Annotated in this window: 18 protein-coding genes; 9 read left to right on the top strand and 9 right to left on the bottom strand. The window is 58.1% G+C overall.

Annotated features, from left to right (window positions below; translation table 11 throughout):
• Positions 1–95: 95 nt before the first annotated feature.
• The 4 genes from K290_RS0112570 to K290_RS0112555 all read right to left on the bottom strand — a co-directional run bounded on the left by K290_RS0112570 (position 96) and on the right by K290_RS0112555 (position 2,958).
• A complete protein-coding gene (locus K290_RS0112570) occupies positions 96–1,202 on the bottom strand; it encodes a methylenetetrahydrofolate reductase (RefSeq protein ID WP_037135333.1) in 1,107 nt (368 codons plus the stop codon).
• Positions 1,203–1,205: 3 nt separating this feature from the next.
• Entirely contained in the window at positions 1,206–1,784 is a 579-nt protein-coding gene (locus tag K290_RS0112565) for a methylenetetrahydrofolate reductase C-terminal domain-containing protein (RefSeq protein WP_028752253.1), read from the bottom strand.
• Positions 1,777–2,079 carry a virulence factor gene (locus K290_RS0112560; protein ID WP_028752252.1) on the bottom strand — a complete coding sequence of 101 codons (303 nt, stop codon included), beginning with the start codon at positions 2,077–2,079 and terminating at the stop codon, positions 1,777–1,779. The genes K290_RS0112565 and K290_RS0112560 overlap by 8 nt, the downstream gene beginning before the upstream one ends.
• Positions 2,080–2,319: 240 nt before the next feature.
• A complete protein-coding gene (locus K290_RS0112555) occupies positions 2,320–2,958 on the bottom strand; it encodes a DUF1638 domain-containing protein (protein WP_051264042.1) in 639 nt (212 codons plus the stop codon).
• Positions 2,959–2,978: 20 nt separating this feature from the next.
• On the opposite strand from K290_RS0112555, the gene K290_RS0112550 reads away from it, so the two are divergent.
• A complete protein-coding gene (locus tag K290_RS0112550) occupies positions 2,979–3,137 on the top strand; it encodes an entericidin domain-containing protein (RefSeq protein WP_028752250.1) in 159 nt (52 codons plus the stop codon).
• A gap of 66 nt (positions 3,138–3,203) precedes the next feature.
• On the opposite strand, the gene K290_RS0112545 is transcribed toward K290_RS0112550, so the two are convergent.
• Positions 3,204–3,905 (bottom strand): corrinoid protein, encoded by a 702-nt coding sequence (locus K290_RS0112545; protein WP_028752249.1) that lies wholly within the window; start codon positions 3,903–3,905, stop codon positions 3,204–3,206.
• Positions 3,906–4,177: 272 nt separating this feature from the next.
• Here K290_RS0112545 and K290_RS0112540 point away from each other — a divergent pair, with 272 nt between their 5' ends.
• The 3 genes from K290_RS0112540 (at position 4,178) to K290_RS0112530 (ending at position 7,370) form a co-directional block, all read left to right on the top strand.
• Positions 4,178–5,755 (top strand): trimethylamine methyltransferase family protein, encoded by a 1,578-nt coding sequence (locus K290_RS0112540; protein WP_028752248.1) that lies wholly within the window; start codon positions 4,178–4,180, stop codon positions 5,753–5,755.
• A gap of 101 nt (positions 5,756–5,856) precedes the next feature.
• Positions 5,857–6,549, top strand: a complete 693-nt coding sequence (locus K290_RS0112535) for a 4Fe-4S dicluster domain-containing protein (RefSeq protein ID WP_028752247.1) — start codon at positions 5,857–5,859, stop codon at positions 6,547–6,549.
• Positions 6,550–6,647: 98 nt separating this feature from the next.
• Positions 6,648–7,370 carry a phosphodiester glycosidase family protein gene (locus K290_RS0112530; protein ID WP_028752246.1) on the top strand — a complete coding sequence of 241 codons (723 nt, stop codon included), beginning with the start codon at positions 6,648–6,650 and terminating at the stop codon, positions 7,368–7,370.
• Between the two features lie 5 nt (positions 7,371–7,375).
• Here the strand turns inward: K290_RS0112530 and K290_RS0112525 are convergent, their stop codons facing one another.
• The gene (locus K290_RS0112525; protein ID WP_028752245.1) at positions 7,376–8,587 is read right to left on the bottom strand and encodes a glycosyltransferase family 2 protein; all 1,212 of its coding nucleotides are present in this window, start codon (positions 8,585–8,587) and stop codon (positions 7,376–7,378) included.
• 259 nt (positions 8,588–8,846) lie between these two features.
• Here K290_RS0112525 and K290_RS0112520 point away from each other — a divergent pair, with 259 nt between their 5' ends.
• From K290_RS0112520 to glf, 5 genes are all read left to right on the top strand, one after another.
• A complete protein-coding gene (locus K290_RS0112520; RefSeq protein ID WP_065091536.1) occupies positions 8,847–10,868 on the top strand; it encodes a polysialyltransferase family glycosyltransferase in 2,022 nt (673 codons plus the stop codon).
• A 56-nt stretch (positions 10,869–10,924) separates the two neighbouring features.
• Complete coding sequence (locus K290_RS0112515; RefSeq protein ID WP_028752243.1) at positions 10,925–12,058, top strand: polysaccharide pyruvyl transferase family protein; 1,134 nt, start codon at positions 10,925–10,927, stop codon at positions 12,056–12,058.
• Positions 12,059–12,231: 173 nt separating this feature from the next.
• Entirely contained in the window at positions 12,232–13,371 is a 1,140-nt protein-coding gene (locus K290_RS0112510) for a DUF707 domain-containing protein (protein WP_161631245.1), read from the top strand.
• Positions 13,372–13,373: 2 nt separating this feature from the next.
• The gene (locus K290_RS38735; RefSeq protein WP_051264040.1) at positions 13,374–14,597 is read left to right on the top strand and encodes an acyltransferase; all 1,224 of its coding nucleotides are present in this window, start codon (positions 13,374–13,376) and stop codon (positions 14,595–14,597) included.
• A gap of 4 nt (positions 14,598–14,601) precedes the next feature.
• Entirely contained in the window at positions 14,602–15,777 is a 1,176-nt protein-coding gene (gene glf, locus K290_RS0112500) for a UDP-galactopyranose mutase (RefSeq protein WP_028752241.1), read from the top strand.
• Between the two features lie 137 nt (positions 15,778–15,914).
• On the opposite strand, the gene bmt is transcribed toward glf, so the two are convergent.
• The 3 genes from bmt to K290_RS0112485 all read right to left on the bottom strand — a co-directional run bounded on the left by bmt (position 15,915) and on the right by K290_RS0112485 (position 19,049).
• Complete coding sequence (bmt, locus tag K290_RS0112495; protein ID WP_028752240.1) at positions 15,915–16,928, bottom strand: betaine--homocysteine S-methyltransferase; 1,014 nt, start codon at positions 16,926–16,928, stop codon at positions 15,915–15,917.
• A 164-nt stretch (positions 16,929–17,092) separates the two neighbouring features.
• Positions 17,093–18,145 (bottom strand): quaternary amine ABC transporter ATP-binding protein, encoded by a 1,053-nt coding sequence (locus K290_RS0112490; protein ID WP_028752239.1) that lies wholly within the window; start codon positions 18,143–18,145, stop codon positions 17,093–17,095.
• Positions 18,138–19,049, bottom strand: a complete 912-nt coding sequence (locus tag K290_RS0112485; protein ID WP_028752238.1) for an ABC transporter permease — start codon at positions 19,047–19,049, stop codon at positions 18,138–18,140. Before K290_RS0112485 ends, K290_RS0112490 begins: the two co-directional genes overlap by 8 nt.
• Positions 19,050–19,230 lie beyond the last annotated feature (181 nt).

Genomic DNA, 19,230 nt, shown 5'->3' with positions numbered 1-19,230 from the left:
CTGGTCAGTTGGCCCGATAGCGGTGGTCTATCGTGCGATGAATTGGGTTACAAGCCAGACCGGCTCCTCCGGAGGCCTGTTGAGAATATTCTAATTCAATGCGCCAGGTGCGGCGGATGATGGGCGGCGGCTTCGGCCATTTGCTGTTGATTTTCCTCCATGCCGCCACGGATATGCTCCAGCCGCTCGGCGACCAGCGCGTCGGTACGGCTCGATTCGTGCTTCCACGGCTGGCGACCTTTCAACACACCCGAATCGTGCACCATCTCGGCGACATATTCTTCCTGGCGATAGGCCATGACATGGATGCCGGAAACGCCCTCGATCTCCTTCACCTCGTTGATGATGTCGATGCAGAGCTGTTTGCCTTCCTTCTTCTGATCCTGAGCACCTTCGATGCGCTTGATCACCGCGTCCGGAATATGCACGCCCGGCACGTTCGAGCGCATCCAGCGCGCGGTTTTGGCGGAAGCCAGCGGTCCGACACCGACCATGATGAAGCATTTCTCCTGCAGGCCGAGGTCCCGGACCTTCTTCATATATTCGCGGAACATCGGCACGTCGTAGCAGTATTGGCTCTGGACGAACTGCGCGCCGGCTTCAATCTTCTTCGCCAGGCGATACGGCCTGAAGTCGTAGGGCGGCGCAAAAGGGTTGATGGCGGCGCCAAGAAAGACTTTCGGCGGTGACGTCAACTTGCGGCCGGAAAGGAACTTGGCGTTGTCGCGCATGATCCGCACGGTTTCGAGCAGCGACATGCAGTCGAGGTCGAAAACCGGCTTGGCGCCCGGCTGGTCCCCGGCCTGGACGCCATCGCCGGTCAGGCACATGATGTTGCAGACGCCCATGGCGGCAGCGCCCAGCACGTCACCCTGGATGGCGATGCGGTTCTTGTCGCGGCACGCGATCTGCATGATGGGGGCATAGCCCATGCGCGTCAGCAGCGCGCAGATGCCGACCGACGACATATGGCAATTGGCGCCGGAGGCATCGACAGCATTGATGCCATCCACCCAGCCATCGAATATGGCGGCGCGCTCGTAGACATCTTCCGCATTGGCGCTGTCGGGCGGGTTCAGCTCTGCCGTGACGGCAAATTCGCCGCGGCGCAGCACGCGCTCCAACCGCCCGAGCGAAGAGTGGCCGGGCAGGGGATCGAGCGGCAGATGCGCGCCAAGCGGATTTTCATCGATATGCGCCATCGATCAGGCTTCCTTCTTCGTCGCTTCGCGTGCCGCCGCGGCTTCCGCCGTCACGCGCAGCCAGGAAGACGTTTCACGCAGCGATTGGTTCACTGGTTTCTGCACGTTCAAGATCGCGTCGCCACCGGTCATGTTGCGCGAGCCTTTCCAGGCCTGCACCCAAACGCACGGCATGTCGGGCTCGACTTCACAATTGCCGTTGGCGCGCACGCCGCCGCAGGGGCCGTTGCGCAACTGTTTCGGACAGTTCATCGGGCAGGACATGCCGGTCGACGAAAGGGCGCACTGGCCGCACATACGACAATCGAAGAGAAAGCCCTTCACATTGCGCTCGACAAAGGTGATCGGCCGCTCGACGCGCGCATAGCCGATCGACTTCCAGAGCGGATGCAGCAGGAGGAAGGTGTCGGCAAAGCGGTGATAAAACCACTCGAGGAAACGCGAGTGGCGCACAGCCCAGAGACGGACAGTGTATTTGCGGCGGGCGCGGCGGTTTGGCGAAACACCCGATGGCGTATAGGCGCCGCTGGCGGCCTTGGCCCCCGCTGCGGCGTTGCCCGGTTTTTGAACAGCATCACCCATTGTCACGGCCTCCGGCCTTCACCAATGCTACCAGGCGCTCGCGATCATAGGCGGCTTCGAGTTCGCTTGCGGCCTTATCGGCCTCTGCCTCCAGATCGTCGGAGACCGACACGGGATCGGCCTTGCGCCATTCGGCCAGATAATCGTCGGTCTCGGCAGCGCCGGTGCGCATCGCGCACATGTCGATCGCTTCCGTGAAGCGCAGCGACAATTCACGTTTGGCTGTTTGCCGTCCTTTCTTGATGATGACTTGGGCAGGGATGTCCCGCCAGTAGACGACAATGCGATCCGCCATGCAAAAATTCTCCTCTTTGAACAAGAATGGCACGTCCGCCGATCCTGGGACTGCGCTTGAGACGACGCGACCCATGCCAAAAAACGACGCGGTGTCGAAAGCGTCCCCACAATTGCCACCGCTAGTCACTCTTAAGTGACATCGTCTTGTTTTTCGCTGGGATTCGAGGCTTTCAACATGGCCAGCATGGCTGGGTCCGGTTACCGCCGCAAGTGGGCAGTCTTAAGGGCAATGTCGTAATCAGACGGCCAGCAATTCGCGGGCGAGATCGCCATAGCCGGTGAACCGGTATTCGTAGTCAAGGCCGAGATAGGCTGCTGCCGCTTTTGCCTTTTCCTGCAGCGCCGGATCCTCTTCCTGGGAGAGATAGACGATCTTGCGATAATTGCCGAAATACATTTCCTTCAGTTCGGGATGCCGGTCAAGGCCGAGTGGAACGACGACGAAGGCTTCGAACTGACGAGCCAGAAAATCGGTAAGGAAAAACGAGGTGACGTCATCCTCGCGAGCGGCAAAGGCGTCGTTGCCGCTGAAGAAGGAATAGCAGTGCGGGCCGGAGAGGCGCTCAATGCCCTCCTGCTCGCAAATTCTGTCGATATCGCCGCCGGTGCCGCAATCGGCATAGCCGATGAAAATCTTCTCAAAGCCGCGCGAGCGGGCATCCGCGATTGCCTCTTTGAGGGCAGGTGCGATCTTCTGGGGATAGGAATGATAGATCGCCGGAAGACAGTGCAGGTCGATGTGCTCGAGATTGTTGATTCTGGCGATCGCCAGTATTTCGCGCGCGATTGCGCCGCACGCGATCACATGAACCTTTTGCGCGATTGCACGTTTATCTCGCGGAGTTGTTGTCTCCGCCTTTTGTCGATCAATTTCCATTTCCGAGAAGGCTTCCGATCATGACCACACCGACACTCAGCAAAATCGCCGCCGCCTGCGCAGTCCTTATGGTACTCGGTTCATGCGCCAACACAATTCGCGGCGCGGGCAAAGACACCGCCAATGCCGTTAACGCGACCCAGGATGCCGGTCACAAGGTCAAGAAGGCGGCCCAATAACTGATCTGGGATGCCGATCGACCGGCGGCAACCCTTTGGATGCCGCCGCCTTGGCATTTGTCGTGATCAGGCGCTGGCAGCGTGGCTATTGTGCTTGCGCTTCATAAAGTCCTTGGCGGTTTCGACGGCGACGGCCGCGTCGCGGCAGTAAGCATCCGCACCGACCGCTTTGCCGAACTCTTCGTTCAACGGCGCGCCGCCGACGAGGACGACATAATCGTCCCGCATGCCCTTTTCCTTGAGCGTGTCGATGACGACCTTCATGTAGGGCATGGTGGTCGTCAGCAGCGCCGACATGCCGAGAATATCCGGCTGTTCGCGCTCGATGGCGTCCAGATAATTTTCGACCGGGTTATTGATGCCGAGGTCGATGACGTCGAAACCGGCGCCTTCCATCATCATGCCGACGAGATTCTTGCCGATGTCGTGAATGTCGCCCTTGACGGTGCCGATCACCATCTTGCCGAGCTTCGGCGCACCGGTCTGCGCCAGCAGCGGCCGCAGGATAAACATGCCGGCCTTCATCGCATTTGCGGAAAGCAAAACTTCCGGAACGAAGAGAATGCCGTCGCGGAAGTCGATGCCGACGATACGCATGCCTTCGACAAGCGCTTGGGTCAGAACGTCATAAGGTGCCCAGCCGCGTTCGAGGAGGATATTGGTCGCTTCCTCGATTTCCTCCTTCAGTCCGTCATAAAGGTCGTCGTGCATCTGCTGCACAAGTTCCTCGTCTGAAAGTTCCGAGAGAATGATTTCTTCGTCAGACATGCGCTCCATCCCGTTTTCGTGCGATGCATCAGGGGCTTCTATAAAACAATGCTGTCTTTATCGATAGACTGGAAGCCTAACAAAACCCTTTTCGAAAGCGACGTAGCGCAGATAAATCGCGACGGATGGAACGGATGGATATGAAGCAATTTCGCCCCGGTCATGTCTGTCCTATGCTAGTCACTGGCGCATAAAGGAATGTCCGTGCGATGGAATCGGGTAGCATGGGGCAAATGTACAGACGCATTCATGCGCAGGAGTGAGGAAGCATCATGGACGATATGATTGAGCAACCGGCCGCAGGTGATGGTGGCGGACGGCGTTCGCGCGGCGAAGGCAGAGGTGCGGCGGCGCGACGCGCATCACGCAGCGGTGGCGGGCCAGGTCCGTCGCTTCCGTATATTCAGCGTAAGATCGGTGTCTACGAAGTCCTGGACGAAGAAGGCCTGCAGCTTATCGAGCGCAATGCCGACACCGTGCTCGAAGAAATCGGCATTGAGTTTCGCGACGATGCGGAAGCGTTGGAACTCTGGAAGGAGGCCGGCGCCGACGTCAAGGGTCAGCGGGTGCATTTCCCGAAAGGGCTTTGCCGCGAACTCTTGAAGACCGCGCCGAAGGAATTCACCTGGCACGCGCGCAATAGCGCCCGCAACGCCCAGGTCGGCGGCAAGGCAACGATCTTCGCACCGGTCTACGGCCCTCCCTTCGTTCGCGATCTCGAAGGCAATCGCCGTTACGCGACGATCGAGGATTTCCGCAACTTCGTGAAGCTCGCCTATATGGCGCCGTCGATCCATTCGTCTGGCGGCACGGTCTGCGAGCCGGTCGACATCCCCGTCAACAAGCGCCACCTCGATATGGTCTACAGCCATATCAAATATTCGGACAAGCCGTTCATGGGTTCGGTGACCGCGCCGGAACGCGCCGAAGACACGATCGCGATGGCAAAGATCGTTTTCGGCGATGAGTTCGTCGAAAACAATTGCGTTACGCTGAACCTGATCAACGCCAATTCGCCGATGGTGTTCGACGAGACCATGCTCGGTGCATTGAAGGTCTACGCACGGCACAATCAGGCCTCCGTCGTCTCGCCGTTCATCCTCTCCGGCGCGATGAGCCCGGTGACGGTTGCCGGCACGCTGACGCAGATCCTGGCCGAGGTTCTGGCAGGCGCTTCCTTCACGCAATTGATTCGCAAGGGATCGCCGGTGCTCTACGGCACCTTCGCCGCATCCATCTCCATGCAGTCGGGCGCACCGACCTTCGGCACGCCGGAGCCGTCGCTGGTTTCCTACGGCTCAGCCCAGCTCGCTCGCCGTCTCGGCCTACCGTTCCGTACCGGCGGTTCGCTCTGCGCTTCCAAGGTTCCGGATGCGCAGGCTGCCCATGAATCGGCCAGCACGCTGAACATGACGCTGCTTGCAGGCACGAATTTCGTGCTGCATGCCGCTGGCTGGCTCGAAGGCGGTCTCGTCAGCTCTTACGAGAAGTTCATGATCGACCAGGATCAACTGGGCATGATGCAGAAGATGGCCGAGGGCGTCGATCTCTCCGAAAACGGCCAGGCGATGGATGCTATCCGCGAAGTCGGCCCCGGCAGCCACTATCTCGGCTGCGGTCATACGCAGGCCAACTTCCAGACCGCCTTCTACCGCTCGGCGCTCGCCGACAACAACTCTTTCGAACAGTGGGAAATCGAGGGGCAGAAGCGCATCGAAGAACGCGCCAATGCGCTTTGCCGTTCCTGGCTCGATCATTACGAAGCACCGCCGCTCGATCCTGCGATCGACGAGGCGCTGCTGGCCTATATCCAGAAGCGCAAGGATTCGATGCCGGACGCTTTCACCTGAAGAGAGCCCGAGGCCGCCAGGGAGCAAGGCGGTGCGGTTCGCGTCGCCGATCTGATTCAGAAAGAAGTCTGGCGGCCGCACTATCAATATAAGGGGCCGCGATGAGCGGCGGCTCCGCGATTGTCAGTAAACTCCGTGCGGCGCTTGCGCCACACGGAGTTTTTGTTCGCTGCATCGTCTCTTTCGGCGAAGACGAGGGACCTGCATTGGCTGACGGGGCGCCGGCGCGGAGCGTGATTCTGCTCGGCAATATCGGCGGTTCCATCTGGGAACCGTTTTCGCGGTGGCGGCAATCGCCCGAAAATGCTGGCCATACCGATCCGCTGGACGAATGGTCGAAAGCGATCATACGGCCTCTTGCCGCGGCATTCCAGGCGACGGCCTATTTTCCCTCCGATCCCCCGTGGCAGCCGTTTCAGCGGTGGGCGATGCAGGCGGAAGGTTTGAAAGCATCGCCGCTCGGTATCCTGATCCATCCGGACTATGGCCTATGGCATGGTTATCGCGGTGCGTTCGGCTTTGTCGGCGTGATCGAAGAGGATGGGGCAGGGACAATGGCTGCGCATCCCTGCGATCATTGCGCCGAAAAGCCCTGCCTAACGGCTTGTCCCGTCGACGCTGTCACATCGGCTGGATTTGATGTTGCCGCCTGCCGGTCGCATTTGCGCACGGATGCGGGGAAAACCGGCTGTATGACCGGCGGCTGTCTGGCGCGCAATGCCTGCCCGGTGGGATCGGCCTACCGCTATTCGCCGGCGCAACTTGCTTTTCACATGGCGGCACTTCAATCCTGAAAAGGAGAGGAATTTCCTTCTTTCGCCGCAATTCCATTGCGCCTTTGAAGCTCGCGAAATTCGCTGCGGAGCCCAAGCGTTTGATTCGGTTGCTGACCATGTTCGCCATCCTCATCTGCGCCACGACCGCGTCTGCTGACGAAGCCTGCCGCAAGGTTCTGCATCTCGGCGACAGCTATACGGTCTGCACCTTCGATCCCGCCAAAGACGGTATCCGGCTCTTTGAGAACGACCGCAGCGGCAAGCCCTATGGTTCGTTCCGCGCGTTGGAAGACGATCTTCGCCAAGACCGCATCTACGTCCGATTTGCGATGAACGGCGGCATGTACCGGGATGATCAATCGCCGGTCGGCCTCTATATCGAAGAAGGCAAGCAACAAAGGGCGATCAACACCAACAAGGGCTGGGGCAATTTTCATCTACTGCCGAACGGCGTCTTCTACATCGAGCAGGGCCATGCCGGCATCATGGAGAGCAAAGCCTTCCTGGCCTCAGGCGTCAAGCCGCTCTACGCGACGCAATCCGGGCCGATGCTGGTGATCGACGGCAAGCTGCATCCGTCGTTCCTCGCCGACAGCACCAGTTTCAAGACTCGTAACGGCGTCGGCGTCTCCGCAGATGGCAAGGTCATCTTCGCCGTGTCGGACGGCGCCGTCCGCTTCCACGATTTTGCGACTTTGTTTCGGGACGACCTTGATTGTGCCAATGCACTCTTCCTCGACGGCAGCATCTCCAGTCTCGATATACCGGAATGGCAGAGGCGAGACGAACTATTCCCGCTCGGCCCGATCATCGCGGTGACGGAGCTGCTGCCGGGCTGAGAGCCTCAAACGAACTGTTCGATATAGGTGAGAATATCGAACAAACCGTCCCTCGGACCGGGATTGGGCGGAAAGGTCTGCGTGAAGCGTAGGAAAGCCCTTGGCCGGTCCGATCTATCGAGTTCGGGAGCTTCTCGGCTTAGACGTTCCCGGATTGATGGTGAGAGAAGATTGATCGTCGTGTCGTCGACGATCGGCTCGATAATGACTGGTTCGCCGTTGAATGCGATCGCCTCCGTTGCGGCGGTCGCGATGCCGGCGAGCTTGCGGATCTGATCGTAGGATTCCGGCGGCAGCGGCGAGGGGTGATAGGCCGCCATGCGATGATACATGATGTAGGCCTCGACCCAATTCTGCGCGTGGACATGCAGGCGCATGGCGACGGCTTGGCGCTGCAGCATGAACTGCGTGATGCGCTGCACCAGAGACGTCCGGTAATCGGCCGGAAGCTTGCCGTCGCGAAGGGCCTGAGAGGCGAGATACTCCAGGCCGCCTCTATAGGTGTCCCACTGGAACATGCATTCCTTGTTGCCCTGCTGCAGGCGCGGGTCGTCGGAGACCGCCGTTACGCGCGCGAAGGGTTCCGGCATGAAGAGAATGTCGGCCTTGTCGAGTGCGCGGGTCGTATAGAGAAATGCCCAGAAGATGAAGGGCGTCGGGCTGGAGATGGACTTGGCCAGGACGTCGCGCCGGATGATCATGAACTCGGGAAAGACGTGCCGCTCGAGGATGAATTCCAGCATCGAATGGAAATCGCCTTTCGCATGACGCGTCGGATAGGAGAGGTGATAAAAGGGCTGCATGTCTCCGCCGCCGGGCCTTCCATCAACGAGCATCCACGGCGCCTGCACCATGCCGATCCTCTGGTCGTCCGCCATCAAGCGAATGTATTCGACGACCTTTTCCGGAATGAGCAAGTCGTCATCCCCGAGGAAAACGGCATATTGACCGCGGGCACGCTGCATGGCGAAGGCATAGTTGCTGAGAAAACCGGAATTGCTTGCGCGGCGATAGGCGCTGATTTCCGGGTGATGGGAGATGGACTGGACGTAGGCGGCGGTATTATCCGTCGAGCAATCATCGACGATCACGATCTCAAAGGGAATGTTTAGCCCGCGAAATGCATCCAAATGGAAGCTAACGTTGCGCTCCAGCATGAACTGACGATTGTAGGTCGGAACGCAGATCGAAAGAACGGGGGATTCAATAGAGGACATCGACTTCTCCAGGGGCGTCGGCGCGATTCGGAGCGCAAGCTTCGTCGCTGGATAGGAGAGATTGCTTTCGCGGGGCTGGAGAATTCCAGGCGGTGCAATGCGGCATCGGGCTCCAGCCCGGTGCAAGCTTTGATTTCTATCCCTCTGCCAAGGTGGTTCGCCGAACTTGATACGGCATGGTCGGCAGCGCGGGGAGATTGATCGAGACGCGGTTTCATCTATGCCGCCGCTGGCGGCAGCCCGTGCCTGGAGATATCATATGAACTCAATTGTCATTGCCCGCTACAACGAGTCTCTCGATTGGGTCGTGAACATTCCCAGCGATTTCGAGATCTACATCTACAACAAGGGCGTGCCGGTCAGCGATGCGCGCATCATTGATAGAGCCGATCATATCATTGACAGGCAGAATGTCGGGCGGGAGTCCGAAACATACATCCACCATATGCTGACGAAGCCGCGGAAAGACAATTCCTTCACGGTCTTCACGCAAGGCGATCCGTTTACCCATAGTCCGGATTTCCTCCCACTTTTGCAAAACTGGCGGCAGTGGGACAGCCTGCAGCCGCTTTCCTGGCAATGGCAGTCCGATCACAATATTCCGCCGGCGACCTTGCTTGCAGAATACGAACGCCGCCTGGGTGGGCGTCTGCGCGTTCGTCCCGAACGTTTCTCGCTGTCTAGCTGGAGTCCGCCGGATTTCATCGACGAAGGCGCCTTGGCAACGAGCCGTGATTATTGTGAGCTCCATGGCAGCCCGCGGGAAGGGGAAAACGTCGCCAGCGACTTCCTCCGCAAATGCGGCCTCGATGAGCTGGCGGATAAGGCTAGCGCGCATTCCTTTGGCGTGTTCTGCTACGGTGCGATCTTCGCCGTTCGCAATGATCTCATCGCCAATTGGCCGCGGCAAAGCCTCGAAATTACGTATCAGGCAACGTTAGGCCGGGCCGTCTATGGATACATGCTCGAGCGCATGTGGCTGCATTTCTTCGGCGCGGAATTCGACACGCCGGTCGCTTCGAGAGTTCCGGCAGAGCAGCCCTTGCCCCGGCAGGCCGCCGTGGAACTTGACGATCCCAAGGCGGAGCCGTCAATGGTCGAGCGCGATGACGACATCGTATCGTTTCAAGTCGAAGAGTTGCGCGATACGGCCGAGAAGCTGCGGATCGAAATTTCGGAACTCAGAGAAGCTCTCAAAACGCAGGCAGTTCTGGACCAGCGAGCCATTCACGATGTGGCCTCAGCGATAAGGAACATTCCCGGCGTCGTTCGCCCCAAGCGCCTGTTTATTTCGACCGGTTACTTTGCGACTGCCGTGGCAGCGACGCTCGCATCACAACAGGGTACGGCAACCGACGATTATCTTCTCATTACCATAGATAGACAGGCTGCCGAGGGTAACACGCAATGGGCGTACCAAATGAGCGACAGATGGGCAGCCGTCCACACCGTCGGTCATCATGAATATTACGAGAACAACGCCGGATTCTCCAATCCATTCAACTGCAATTTCGACGAAGTCTATTCCTCTCATTTCCACATGGCGGGATTCGTGCGCCACAAATTTCCGGCCTCACGGTACGCCTTTTATGAAGAGGGCCTGTCAACCTACTCTCAAGCGCTGAACGTGCGCGTTCAGGACAACAACACGCGATTCTATGCTCTGTCGCCCAAGATTGCGCGCGCAGCCTCGATCGTTTCGCAGCCTGTCGACGTCAAGCTACTCACTCAATTGCTTGAAAAGAGCATAAACTGTTACAGCATACCGATCTTTGAGAAGCCTCATAACATCGTCATGTTGGCGATGGGCATTCCACCAAATATTGCAGCCAGCCCTTCTCATTCCTTCGAAGCGTGCGAACCTGCGGCAAAAATGCTTCGGGCCGCGGGCTTCGATGTCTGGCTCAAGCCGCATCCGCGCGCGCCGATCGATGACCTGTTCGGCAATTCGAGCCTGGCAGCGGCCGGCGTCCGGTTGCTGGAGACCGACGCTCCTCTGATCGAGCCTGTGATCCTCGCCAATCGTCAGGCGATTTCAGCGGTCGTGTCGGTGTATTCGAGTTTCCTGGTTCATTCCTATCCATTGTTCGACATACCGGCATTTAGGATTCGTAGCCCTGTCATGGATAGAATGCAGGCCATCTGGAAATCCCTACAGGATTCCTCCGTGCCCGACGTCGATATGCTGCTGGGCGCCACGCCCGACAGCATCCCATCGATTGCCAGGTCGTTTCATAACACGTCGGTAAATCAGATCGGCAAACTCGGCCGTCGAATGTAGCGTGCGTTCCTTTGGTGAGAGCATTCCCAGCAACCGGAATATTTTAAGGATCGACGATGCAGCATCAAAAAGAATTCATACCGATCTCCGTTGTGGACGCCGCGTCCGACGAGAGCCTGCCGCTGGGGCACAAAGGGCAGGCCTTATTCATGAACAATACCGCCACGGGCTACCACTGGGGATGCTATGGAACCTCCATGGCGATCTACGAAACGATCATTCGCTCCGGCTATTCGATCGCCACCGTCGATGTGGATACGACACACGAGGGATTGGGTTATCCGCCGACGAGCGCCAGCGATCAATCCATCGTCGAATTTGCTGAGCAGCTTCAGGTCGTCAACAGCACCGTCTTCCGTGCCATCCGCGATTCCGATTTGCTGGTCGTCAATGGCGAAGGCACGCTTCATCGATTTCATCGGGCACCCCGCACGCTCCTGTCCGTCCTCCGGCTCGCAAAGATGATGGGAAAGCGCGTCCACCTGATCAACCACGCTTGTTTTCCTTCGGGAGGGCAGGAGCCGGCAAGCCAGGATGTCGAGCAATTCTATGCCGAATGTCTCAGAGATTTGGACAGGATCGTCGTTCGAGACGAGTGGTCTGCCAAGACCTACGAGCGCATGGGGATCAAGCATTCGATCGGCTTCGATTGCCTGCCGCTTTATATAAGGATGTATGCGAAACCGGTGCAGATGCCGAGTTCCATCCTTATTGGCGGGGCGTCTCACTGGACACCGGATATTGCGATGAATGTGGGCCGGATGCTTTCGACTATCCTTGGTCCGACGAGTGTCCCGGTGGTTTTCCTGGCTGGCGGCTTCAAGCGGGAGCCTCGGGAGGATGCCGTTCACTACGAGATATTGAAGAAGGTCATCCCGAATATTCAATTGGCACGTCCGACTTCCTTCTCGGATTGGATCGGGTGGATCCGATCTGCAGAGTTGATGATCACCGGGCGTTTTCACCATTTCGTTGCGGCCGCGACGCTGTCGACGCCAATTGTGACAATGCCGGGCAATACCGCCAAGACCAATGCCCTGGCTGCCATGCTGGGGGCTCCGCCTCCCTTGGCGCCAACCTCGGCCAACGCTCCGGATGCTCTGAGTGAAAGAATATCGAAGCCGTTTCGAACGTCGCCGGCGCAGGTGCAGGCGATACTGGAAGACGCCTTGGTCAATTTCGATTTCTAACGACGATTTCGACAGGCGACCGCAAAGGCGGGACCTCTGCAAGTTTCGCTAAAGGGACGACTGACAAGGTGTTCATCAACCTGGTTCGATTGTGAGTTGGGAGGCTGATGGTGCTTCGTAGCGCTATCTCGAAAACTCGAACGGTCGCTCCAAGTCCAGGAATAGGGGAATCCATGACGTCATTTGCAGCCAGTAATCTGCAAACTCTTTCGCATGCGGAGCGTGTGGCAATTGCAGAACAATGGTCTGACGCTCCGCCTTTGCAGGCAGAGATACTTTCAGGCACATTCTGGCAATTGGGCGATCTGAACGGGCGCCAGTTGTTGCCGTTCCTTGTGCTTGCCCCCGAGGGAATGGTCGGCAATGTCTTCCACAGATCACTCGACCACTGGTGCGTTGCCGACGGAAAACTTTGCATCCTCGACGACCGGGGGATGCCTACGATCGTATTCACCGCGGCTCGTATCATAAATTCCTCGGTCGTGACGCTTGCGGGCCACGCTGTCCTTGACGGCGTAGAGGCCGTCTACATTCTGAACCTTGTCGATCATCCGCCGCATCCTGTGGCGCCGACGCCACCCCACATGGAACGTCGGGCGAAATTCATCAAGCGGCCGCCAGCGGGTGCACGCCGGGCAAATCTCGTCGTCGTTCGCGCCAATGGTTCATCATTGCATCCGCGCTGGTTCGAGGGGATCGGGGATAATACGCGCACCTGGGATCTCTGCGTAAGCTGGTACGGAAACGAAATTCCCGACGCGTCGGTTTCGCCGGAATATCTGACCCATGCGCCGAACCAGCGCAAATTCAAGCCGATCTTCGATCTGTTTTATGACGATAGCCCGCTGTGGAACTACGATCGCATCTGGTTGCCCGACGACGATCTTCGGTGCAGCGGATCGGATTTGAACAGAATGTTCCATCTGTCGCGCAAATACGGGCTCGATCTGGCGCAGCCATCTCTTCGTCAGGAACCTGGCTGCCACATCAATCATCCGATAACGGCCCAGCGCCAGGGCAGCGACGTGCGCTTCGAACCTTTTGTCGAGATCATGTGCCCGCTCTTTTCGCGCCGCGCTCTGCGCATCTGCATTGGCAGCATCAAGGATGCGGTCTCCGGTTACGGTCTGGACCATTTATGGCCTTCATTCCTCGGACGGCCTGCGACGCGCATGGGCATTATTGACTCGGTTGGGATTGTTCATACGAGGCCGATCGGCGCGAGCTATGACGTGCGGTCCGCAATCGCCGAGCAAGCAGCGCTTTGGCAATCTTACGGGTTTCAGTATCGCCCTATACCAGGGGTAAATTGAGAATGTCGGCTACCGTCGCCATTTGCGAGAACGTGTTGAATACCGCTGTCGATATTCGAAATATTATTCTGCAGCGACAATGGGTACTGCTGAGGCCGAATGGCGATATTCGCACGTCCTATATGTATTTCGAGCAAGATGGCAGCATTATTGGTTACCAACATGTCAACGAAACGAGTTGGGATGTCGAAGGGGAAGAATTGCTTTTCCGGCACTGTTCCGGTGCGGTAACAGCGCGATCTGGAGTCATAAAATCCGACGCAGATGGCTCTCATCTGATTGTTATGATGCGTGAGGAAGACGCGTCCGCGTGTGCCCATGTGCTGGTGGAGCGTGCTGAAATATGGGATTTGTTGCGAAATAAGTCGTGCTCGGATCTCTGGTCAAGAGTCCAGCGGCATCCGGCTTTTAGGGACAATTGTCGTATCGATACCAACGGCTTTTCTCTACCGGCAATTAGCGATCTGGAAATGATCGAGGTTACTCAGGCCACGCAAGGACGCCTTGCAGATCTCGGCATCAATATTCTCGGACCCTTCGGAATACGCAATCTAATTGCAATTGATCGGAGGATGAAACGCGTCAATCTCGCCGTTCATTTTCACGGTCACAGCTTTAATGCGGTTATTCTCGATCAGCAAAGCAGGATTCGTGGTGAATTCAACTTTGAGGGAGACGAGAACATTGCAGTGATTGGTGCCTCCGCCTCAGAGAGAGAAACTCAAATCTCGGCGGTATTCCGTTACAACTCGGCAGGCCTCTTTTTAGGTAGAGGCAGTTCAGCCGGTCAAGTGAACTTCTGGATTGAAGGCCCCGGAAACTCGGTGCAAGTCGGGGATGACTTTATGTCATCATGGGGCGTATGGGTCCGGACGGCGGATTCCCATGGATTAATTGATCTCGACAGAGGCGAAATTATCAACTCTCCGAAGAGCGTAGTTATCGGATCGCATGTCTGGCTTGGGCAAGACGCTATTATTATGCCGGGCACGACAATAGGTGGCGGAACGGTAGTCGGCGCACGATCTATTGTTACCAAATCATTGCCAGCTTGTTGCGTTGCAGCAGGTGCGCCGGCGAAAGTCGTGCGCGAACGCGCGTCATGGACTCGCAAGGCACATCCCTCTGCTGATGAAATCGTTGATCTTCAGCGATATGCCTCGACGGAAATACTCAATCACAATTGGTGCGATCGCCACCAAGATTTGCCGGTAAAGAAAGTTTGAAAGCATGATCGATTTTTCCAACGTTGACCTGCTTATCGTCGGCGCAGGTTTCTATGGTGCGACCATTGCCGAACGGGTCGCGAACGAACTGCAAAAGAATGTTCTGCTGATCGATCGCCGCAGCCACATCGGCGGCAATGCCTATAGCGAATTCGATAGCGAGACCGGAATTGAAGTCCACCGTTACGGCGCACATCTTTTCCATACGCCGAACGAAACCGTTTGGACCTATCTCAACAGGTTCACCGGGTTTACCGATTACAAGCACCGGGTTTATTCGACCTATCGGGATCAGGTCTATTCGATGCCGATCAATCTCGGCACCATCTCGCAGTTTTTCAACCGGCGTCTTTCTCCGGCGGAAGCGCGGGCGCTGATTGCCGACCAGGCGGCCGAAATGGCCGGTCGCAATCCTGCAAATTTGGAAGAGAAGGCGATTTCCCTGATCGGCCGGCCCTTATACGAGGCGTTCATCCGCGGCTATACCGCAAAGCAGTGGCAGACCGACCCCCGCGATCTGCCGGAGCATATCATCACGCGGCTGCCGGTCCGCTACACGTTCGACAACCGATATTTCAACGACAAATATGAGGGCCTGCCGGTCGACGGATATACGGCGATCTTCGAGCGCATGCTGAAGCACCCCAAGATCAATGTCGCTCTCGGCGTCGATTTCTTTTCGCTGAAATCCTCTTTGCCGCCGGGGCTGCCGATTGTCTATACGGGGCCGATCGATCGGTATTTCGATTACTCAGAAGGGGAATTGGGCTGGCGCACGATCGATTTCGAAAAGGAGACCGTCGGTACCGGCGATTTCCAGGGCATGGCGGTCATGAACTATGCCGATGAGACGGTCCCCTATACGCGCATCCTGGAGTTTCGCCACTTCAATCCCGAAAGAAGCTATCAGACCGAAAAGACCGTCATCGTAAGGGAATATTCGCGCTCGGCGCAGCGCAAGGACGAGCCCTATTATCCGATCGACACCCGGCAGGACAAGGATGTCTTCCTGCGATATCGGGCGCGCGCGGAGGCGGAAGTCAATGTCCACTTCGGAGGACGGCTCGGCACCTACCGATATCTCGACATGCACCAGGCAATCGGCGCGGCCCTGAAGGCGTTCGAGAGCCGCGTCGTGCCGCATTTCACCGAGGGGCGGATCCTCGGCGGCGAAAAATAGGCTTTTGGCTGAGTTCGGCGCCGAACAGACCTTCGGCGCCATTTTATCAGAGATCAGAATGTGCATCGTCTTTGGATGATGCTGCCATTGGAGGCGTGGGCGGGATGACCTACGAAGGGCATCCCGCCCGATCGTTTTTATCCCCGGCGACGGCGCTCGCGCGTCGGGGCGGCCCCGCCTTCATTGGCCGTCTTGTTGCGCAGCGGGCCGATCCGTTCGATGATCGTTTCCAGCGTCGGGCGCGGGCCGGGCGTGTAGCTGTCGAGCGCTCCGCGCATGGCGGCGAGATGGCCGCAGGAGGTGCCGCAGCAGCCGCCGATGATCTTGGCGCCGGCGTCGCGGGCGAGGCGGGCGTAATCGGCCATCAGCGGCGGCGTGCCGGAATAATGGATCTCGGCACCGCGATATTCCGGAATGCCGCAATTGCCTTTGACGATCACGATCGAAGCCGGATCGGCATCGGTCATGTCGAGCAGGCTCGAGAGGATATCCGATGCGCCGACGCCGCAATTGGCGCCAACGGCGAGCGGACCTTCGCCGACATCCTTGGCAACACCATGAATGTCTCTCGGGTGCAAGCCCATCATCGTCTTGCCGGCGGTATCGAAAGAGCCGGTATAGGTGTAGGGCAGGCCAACCTTGACGGCAGCTTCCGCGGCAGCACGGATTTCTTCCGGCGACGACATGGTCTCGATCCAGGCGACGTCGACACCGCCGGCCTTCAGGCCTTCTATCTGCTCCGCGAAAGCGGCAACCGCGTCCTCATAGGTCAGCGCGCCAAGCGGCATCAGCAATTCGCCGGTCGGGCCGACGGAGCCGGCGACGATGACCTTGCGGTCAGCCTTGTCGGCGACAGCGCGGGCTATTTCCGCAGCCGTCTTGTTCAAGCTGTGAACACGGTCCTGCGCATGGTGCAGCTTCAACCGGTGACGGGTGCCGCCAAAGGTGTTGGTGAGAATAATGTCGGCGCCGGCATCGACGAAATCCTGATGCAGCTTGGTGATCCGGTCGGGATGCTGTTCGTTCCAGAGTTCCGGCGCTTCACCGGCCTCCAGGCCCATGGCGAAAAGATTGGTACCGGTCGCGCCATCAGCGAGCAGCACGCCCTTTTCGGCAAGAAGATCGGTCAAGGGATTGGCTGTGACGGTCATGGCGTCTCCTCAAATGTCAGATAAACCGGATGGAAATGCAGATATAAACATTTCTTTATATGAGTACAATGCCCGGATAAAGGCAGAGCTTGCTCGATAATGTGATCTACAAAGAAAAAAAGCGCCCGGAGAGGGCGCTTTTCCGCTTTACTGTAGGCGTGTTTTTAGGCGGCTGCCATCTGCGCCGTTTCATGCGTAGTCGGCGTCACCATCGCGGCGATGATGGCTTGCAGGTCGATCGCGCCGATCGGCCGGCCGCCGGCATCGATGACGACGGCAGTGGTCTGTCCACTGTCGGTCATCTGTTTTGCCGCCATTTCCAGCGTCATGTCGCCGGATATGCGAACGCCATGCGGCTCGCCGGCAATCGGTTTCATGATCGTCTGAGCCTGAATGACGCGGCCGCGGTTCACTTCCTTGACGAAGGCGGTGATGTAGTCGTCGGCGGGCTTCAGCACGATTTCCTGGCCGCTGCCCTGCTGCACGACCTTGCCGTCGCGCAGGATGGCGATTTTGTCGCCGAGGCGCAGGGCTTCGTCGAGATCATGGGTGATGAAGACGACGGTTTTCTTCAGCTCCCTTTGCAGGTCGAGAAGTACGGTCTGCATGTCGACGCGGATCAGTGGGTCGAGCGCCGAATAGGCCTCGTCCATCAGCAGGATATCGGCATCGTTGGTGAGTGCACGCGCAAGGCCGACGCGCTGCTGCATGCCGCCGGAAAGCTGGTTCGGATAATGGTTCTCGAATCCCTTCAGGCCAACACGCTCGATCCAGTATCGACCTTTCTTCTGGCTTTCGACCCGGGCCACGCCCTGGATGTCCAGCCCGTAGACCGTGTTTTCCATCACGGTGCGGTGTGGCAGCAGGGCGAATTTCTGGAACACCATTGCCGTCTTGTGGCGGCGAAACTCACGCAGCGCGTTTTCGCCCATATTGCAGACATCGACGCCGTCATAGAGCACTTCACCGGCGGTGGGTTCGATGAGCCTGTTGATGTGGCGGATCAGCGTGGACTTGCCGGAACCGGAGAGACCCATAACGACCGTGATGGCGCCGGCGGGCATGTCGATATTGATGTCCTGCAGGCCGAGGACATGGCCATGCGTCTCGTTGAGTTCGGCCTTGCCGATGCCGTTCTTCACCGCGTCCACATAGTCGCGCCCGCGCGGGCCGAAGATCTTGTAGAGGCTTTTGATCTGGATCGAGTGACTAGCCATGGATGACCTCCGAGTGCTTCTGGAGCCGTCTGCCATAGGCCTGGCTCGTGCGATCGAAAATAATGGCGATCGCGACCAGGGCGAAGCCGTTGAGGAAGCCGACAGTAAAGAACTGATTATTGATCGCCTGCAGCGTGTTCTTGCCGAGCCCGCCGACGCCGACCATGGAGGCGACGACGACCATGGCGAGCGACATCATGATGGTCTGATTGATGCCGGCCATGATGGTGGGCAGCGCCAACGGAATCTGCACGTTGAACAGTTTCTGCCGGTGCGACGAGCCAAAGGCGTCGGCGGCCTCCAGCACTTCCTTGTCGACGAGGCGGATGCCGAGGTTGGTCAGCCTGATCATCGGCGGAATGGCGTAAATCACGACAGCGATAAGACCGGGGACCTTGCCGATGCCGAAAATCACGACGACGGGAATGAGATAGACGAAGCTCGGCATCGTCTGCATTACGTCGAGGATCGGATTGATGATCGATTGCAGCCGGTCGGAACGGGCCATCAATATGCCGATCGGCAAGCCGATGACAATGGCGATGAGGGTGCAGACGGTCACCATGGCAAGCGTCACCATCGTGTCGCCCCAAAGGCCGCAGATGCCGATCAAGATCATCGAAATGGCGGTGCCGGCGACGATCTTGAGATTACGGCTGGCAGCGTAGACGACGGCCATCATGACGAGGAGCACGACGAACCAGGGCGTATTGGTGAAAAGCCATTCCAGGTAGTTCAGAAACCATTGCAGCGGCTGGACCACGGCGTCGATGACATTGCCGTAGGCGCGAACTATTCCCCTGAAGCCATCATCGATGTTCTTGCGCGCGGCGCGAATGAGTGTGTCGTCGATCGCCGGAAAATTACATAGAACATCCGGCAAGAAACTGCATTGAATAGCCATGAAATTCCCCTTCTTGTCCGGTTTTTTGCCCAGCCCATGCGTGTGGCCTTCACGCGTGGATGGCAGGCAGCACTGCGACCGGTTCGTCAGGCTGCTTCTTGTTTTACACTATCCGCAGGCGCCATTCTGCGCTTGTTGCGACCTATGGCCGCGCTGCTCCGTCGGTATGGGCGTCACCGCA

It is taken from the genome of Rhizobium leucaenae USDA 9039 (assembly GCF_000426285.1).
Taxonomy (GTDB): domain Bacteria; phylum Pseudomonadota; class Alphaproteobacteria; order Rhizobiales; family Rhizobiaceae; genus Rhizobium; species Rhizobium leucaenae.
Note: the sequence above shows the minus strand (reverse complement) of the source record. Positions and strands in the feature narration are given on the sequence as shown.

What these genes read in the sequence shown, in the direction of transcription:
- K290_RS0112490 (WP_028752239.1), bottom strand. Translation starts at nt 18,145, where the DNA reads ATGGCTAGTCACTCGATCCAGATCAAAAGCCTCTACAAGATCTTCGGC.
- K290_RS0112510 (WP_161631245.1), top strand. Translation starts at nt 12,232, where the DNA reads ATGACGTCATTTGCAGCCAGTAATCTGCAAACTCTTTCGCATGCGGAG.
- K290_RS0112515 (WP_028752243.1), top strand. Translation starts at nt 10,925, where the DNA reads ATGCAGCATCAAAAAGAATTCATACCGATCTCCGTTGTGGACGCCGCG.
- K290_RS0112485 (WP_028752238.1), bottom strand. Translation starts at nt 19,049, where the DNA reads ATGGCTATTCAATGCAGTTTCTTGCCGGATGTTCTATGTAATTTTCCG.
- K290_RS0112530 (WP_028752246.1), top strand. Translation starts at nt 6,648, where the DNA reads ATGTTCGCCATCCTCATCTGCGCCACGACCGCGTCTGCTGACGAAGCC.
- K290_RS0112560 (WP_028752252.1), bottom strand. Translation starts at nt 2,079, where the DNA reads ATGGCGGATCGCATTGTCGTCTACTGGCGGGACATCCCTGCCCAAGTC.
- K290_RS0112520 (WP_065091536.1), top strand. Translation starts at nt 8,847, where the DNA reads ATGAACTCAATTGTCATTGCCCGCTACAACGAGTCTCTCGATTGGGTC.
- K290_RS0112550 (WP_028752250.1), top strand. Translation starts at nt 2,979, where the DNA reads ATGACCACACCGACACTCAGCAAAATCGCCGCCGCCTGCGCAGTCCTT.
- K290_RS38735 (WP_051264040.1), top strand. Translation starts at nt 13,374, where the DNA reads ATGTCGGCTACCGTCGCCATTTGCGAGAACGTGTTGAATACCGCTGTC.
- K290_RS0112565 (WP_028752253.1), bottom strand. Translation starts at nt 1,784, where the DNA reads ATGGGTGATGCTGTTCAAAAACCGGGCAACGCCGCAGCGGGGGCCAAG.
- K290_RS0112545 (WP_028752249.1), bottom strand. Translation starts at nt 3,905, where the DNA reads ATGTCTGACGAAGAAATCATTCTCTCGGAACTTTCAGACGAGGAACTT.
- glf (WP_028752241.1), top strand. Translation starts at nt 14,602, where the DNA reads ATGATCGATTTTTCCAACGTTGACCTGCTTATCGTCGGCGCAGGTTTC.
- K290_RS0112535 (WP_028752247.1), top strand. Translation starts at nt 5,857, where the DNA reads ATGAGCGGCGGCTCCGCGATTGTCAGTAAACTCCGTGCGGCGCTTGCG.
- K290_RS0112540 (WP_028752248.1), top strand. Translation starts at nt 4,178, where the DNA reads ATGGACGATATGATTGAGCAACCGGCCGCAGGTGATGGTGGCGGACGG.
- K290_RS0112555 (WP_051264042.1), bottom strand. Translation starts at nt 2,958, where the DNA reads ATGGAAATTGATCGACAAAAGGCGGAGACAACAACTCCGCGAGATAAA.
- K290_RS0112570 (WP_037135333.1), bottom strand. Translation starts at nt 1,202, where the DNA reads ATGGCGCATATCGATGAAAATCCGCTTGGCGCGCATCTGCCGCTCGAT.
- K290_RS0112525 (WP_028752245.1), bottom strand. Translation starts at nt 8,587, where the DNA reads ATGTCCTCTATTGAATCCCCCGTTCTTTCGATCTGCGTTCCGACCTAC.
- bmt (WP_028752240.1), bottom strand. Translation starts at nt 16,928, where the DNA reads ATGACCGTCACAGCCAATCCCTTGACCGATCTTCTTGCCGAAAAGGGC.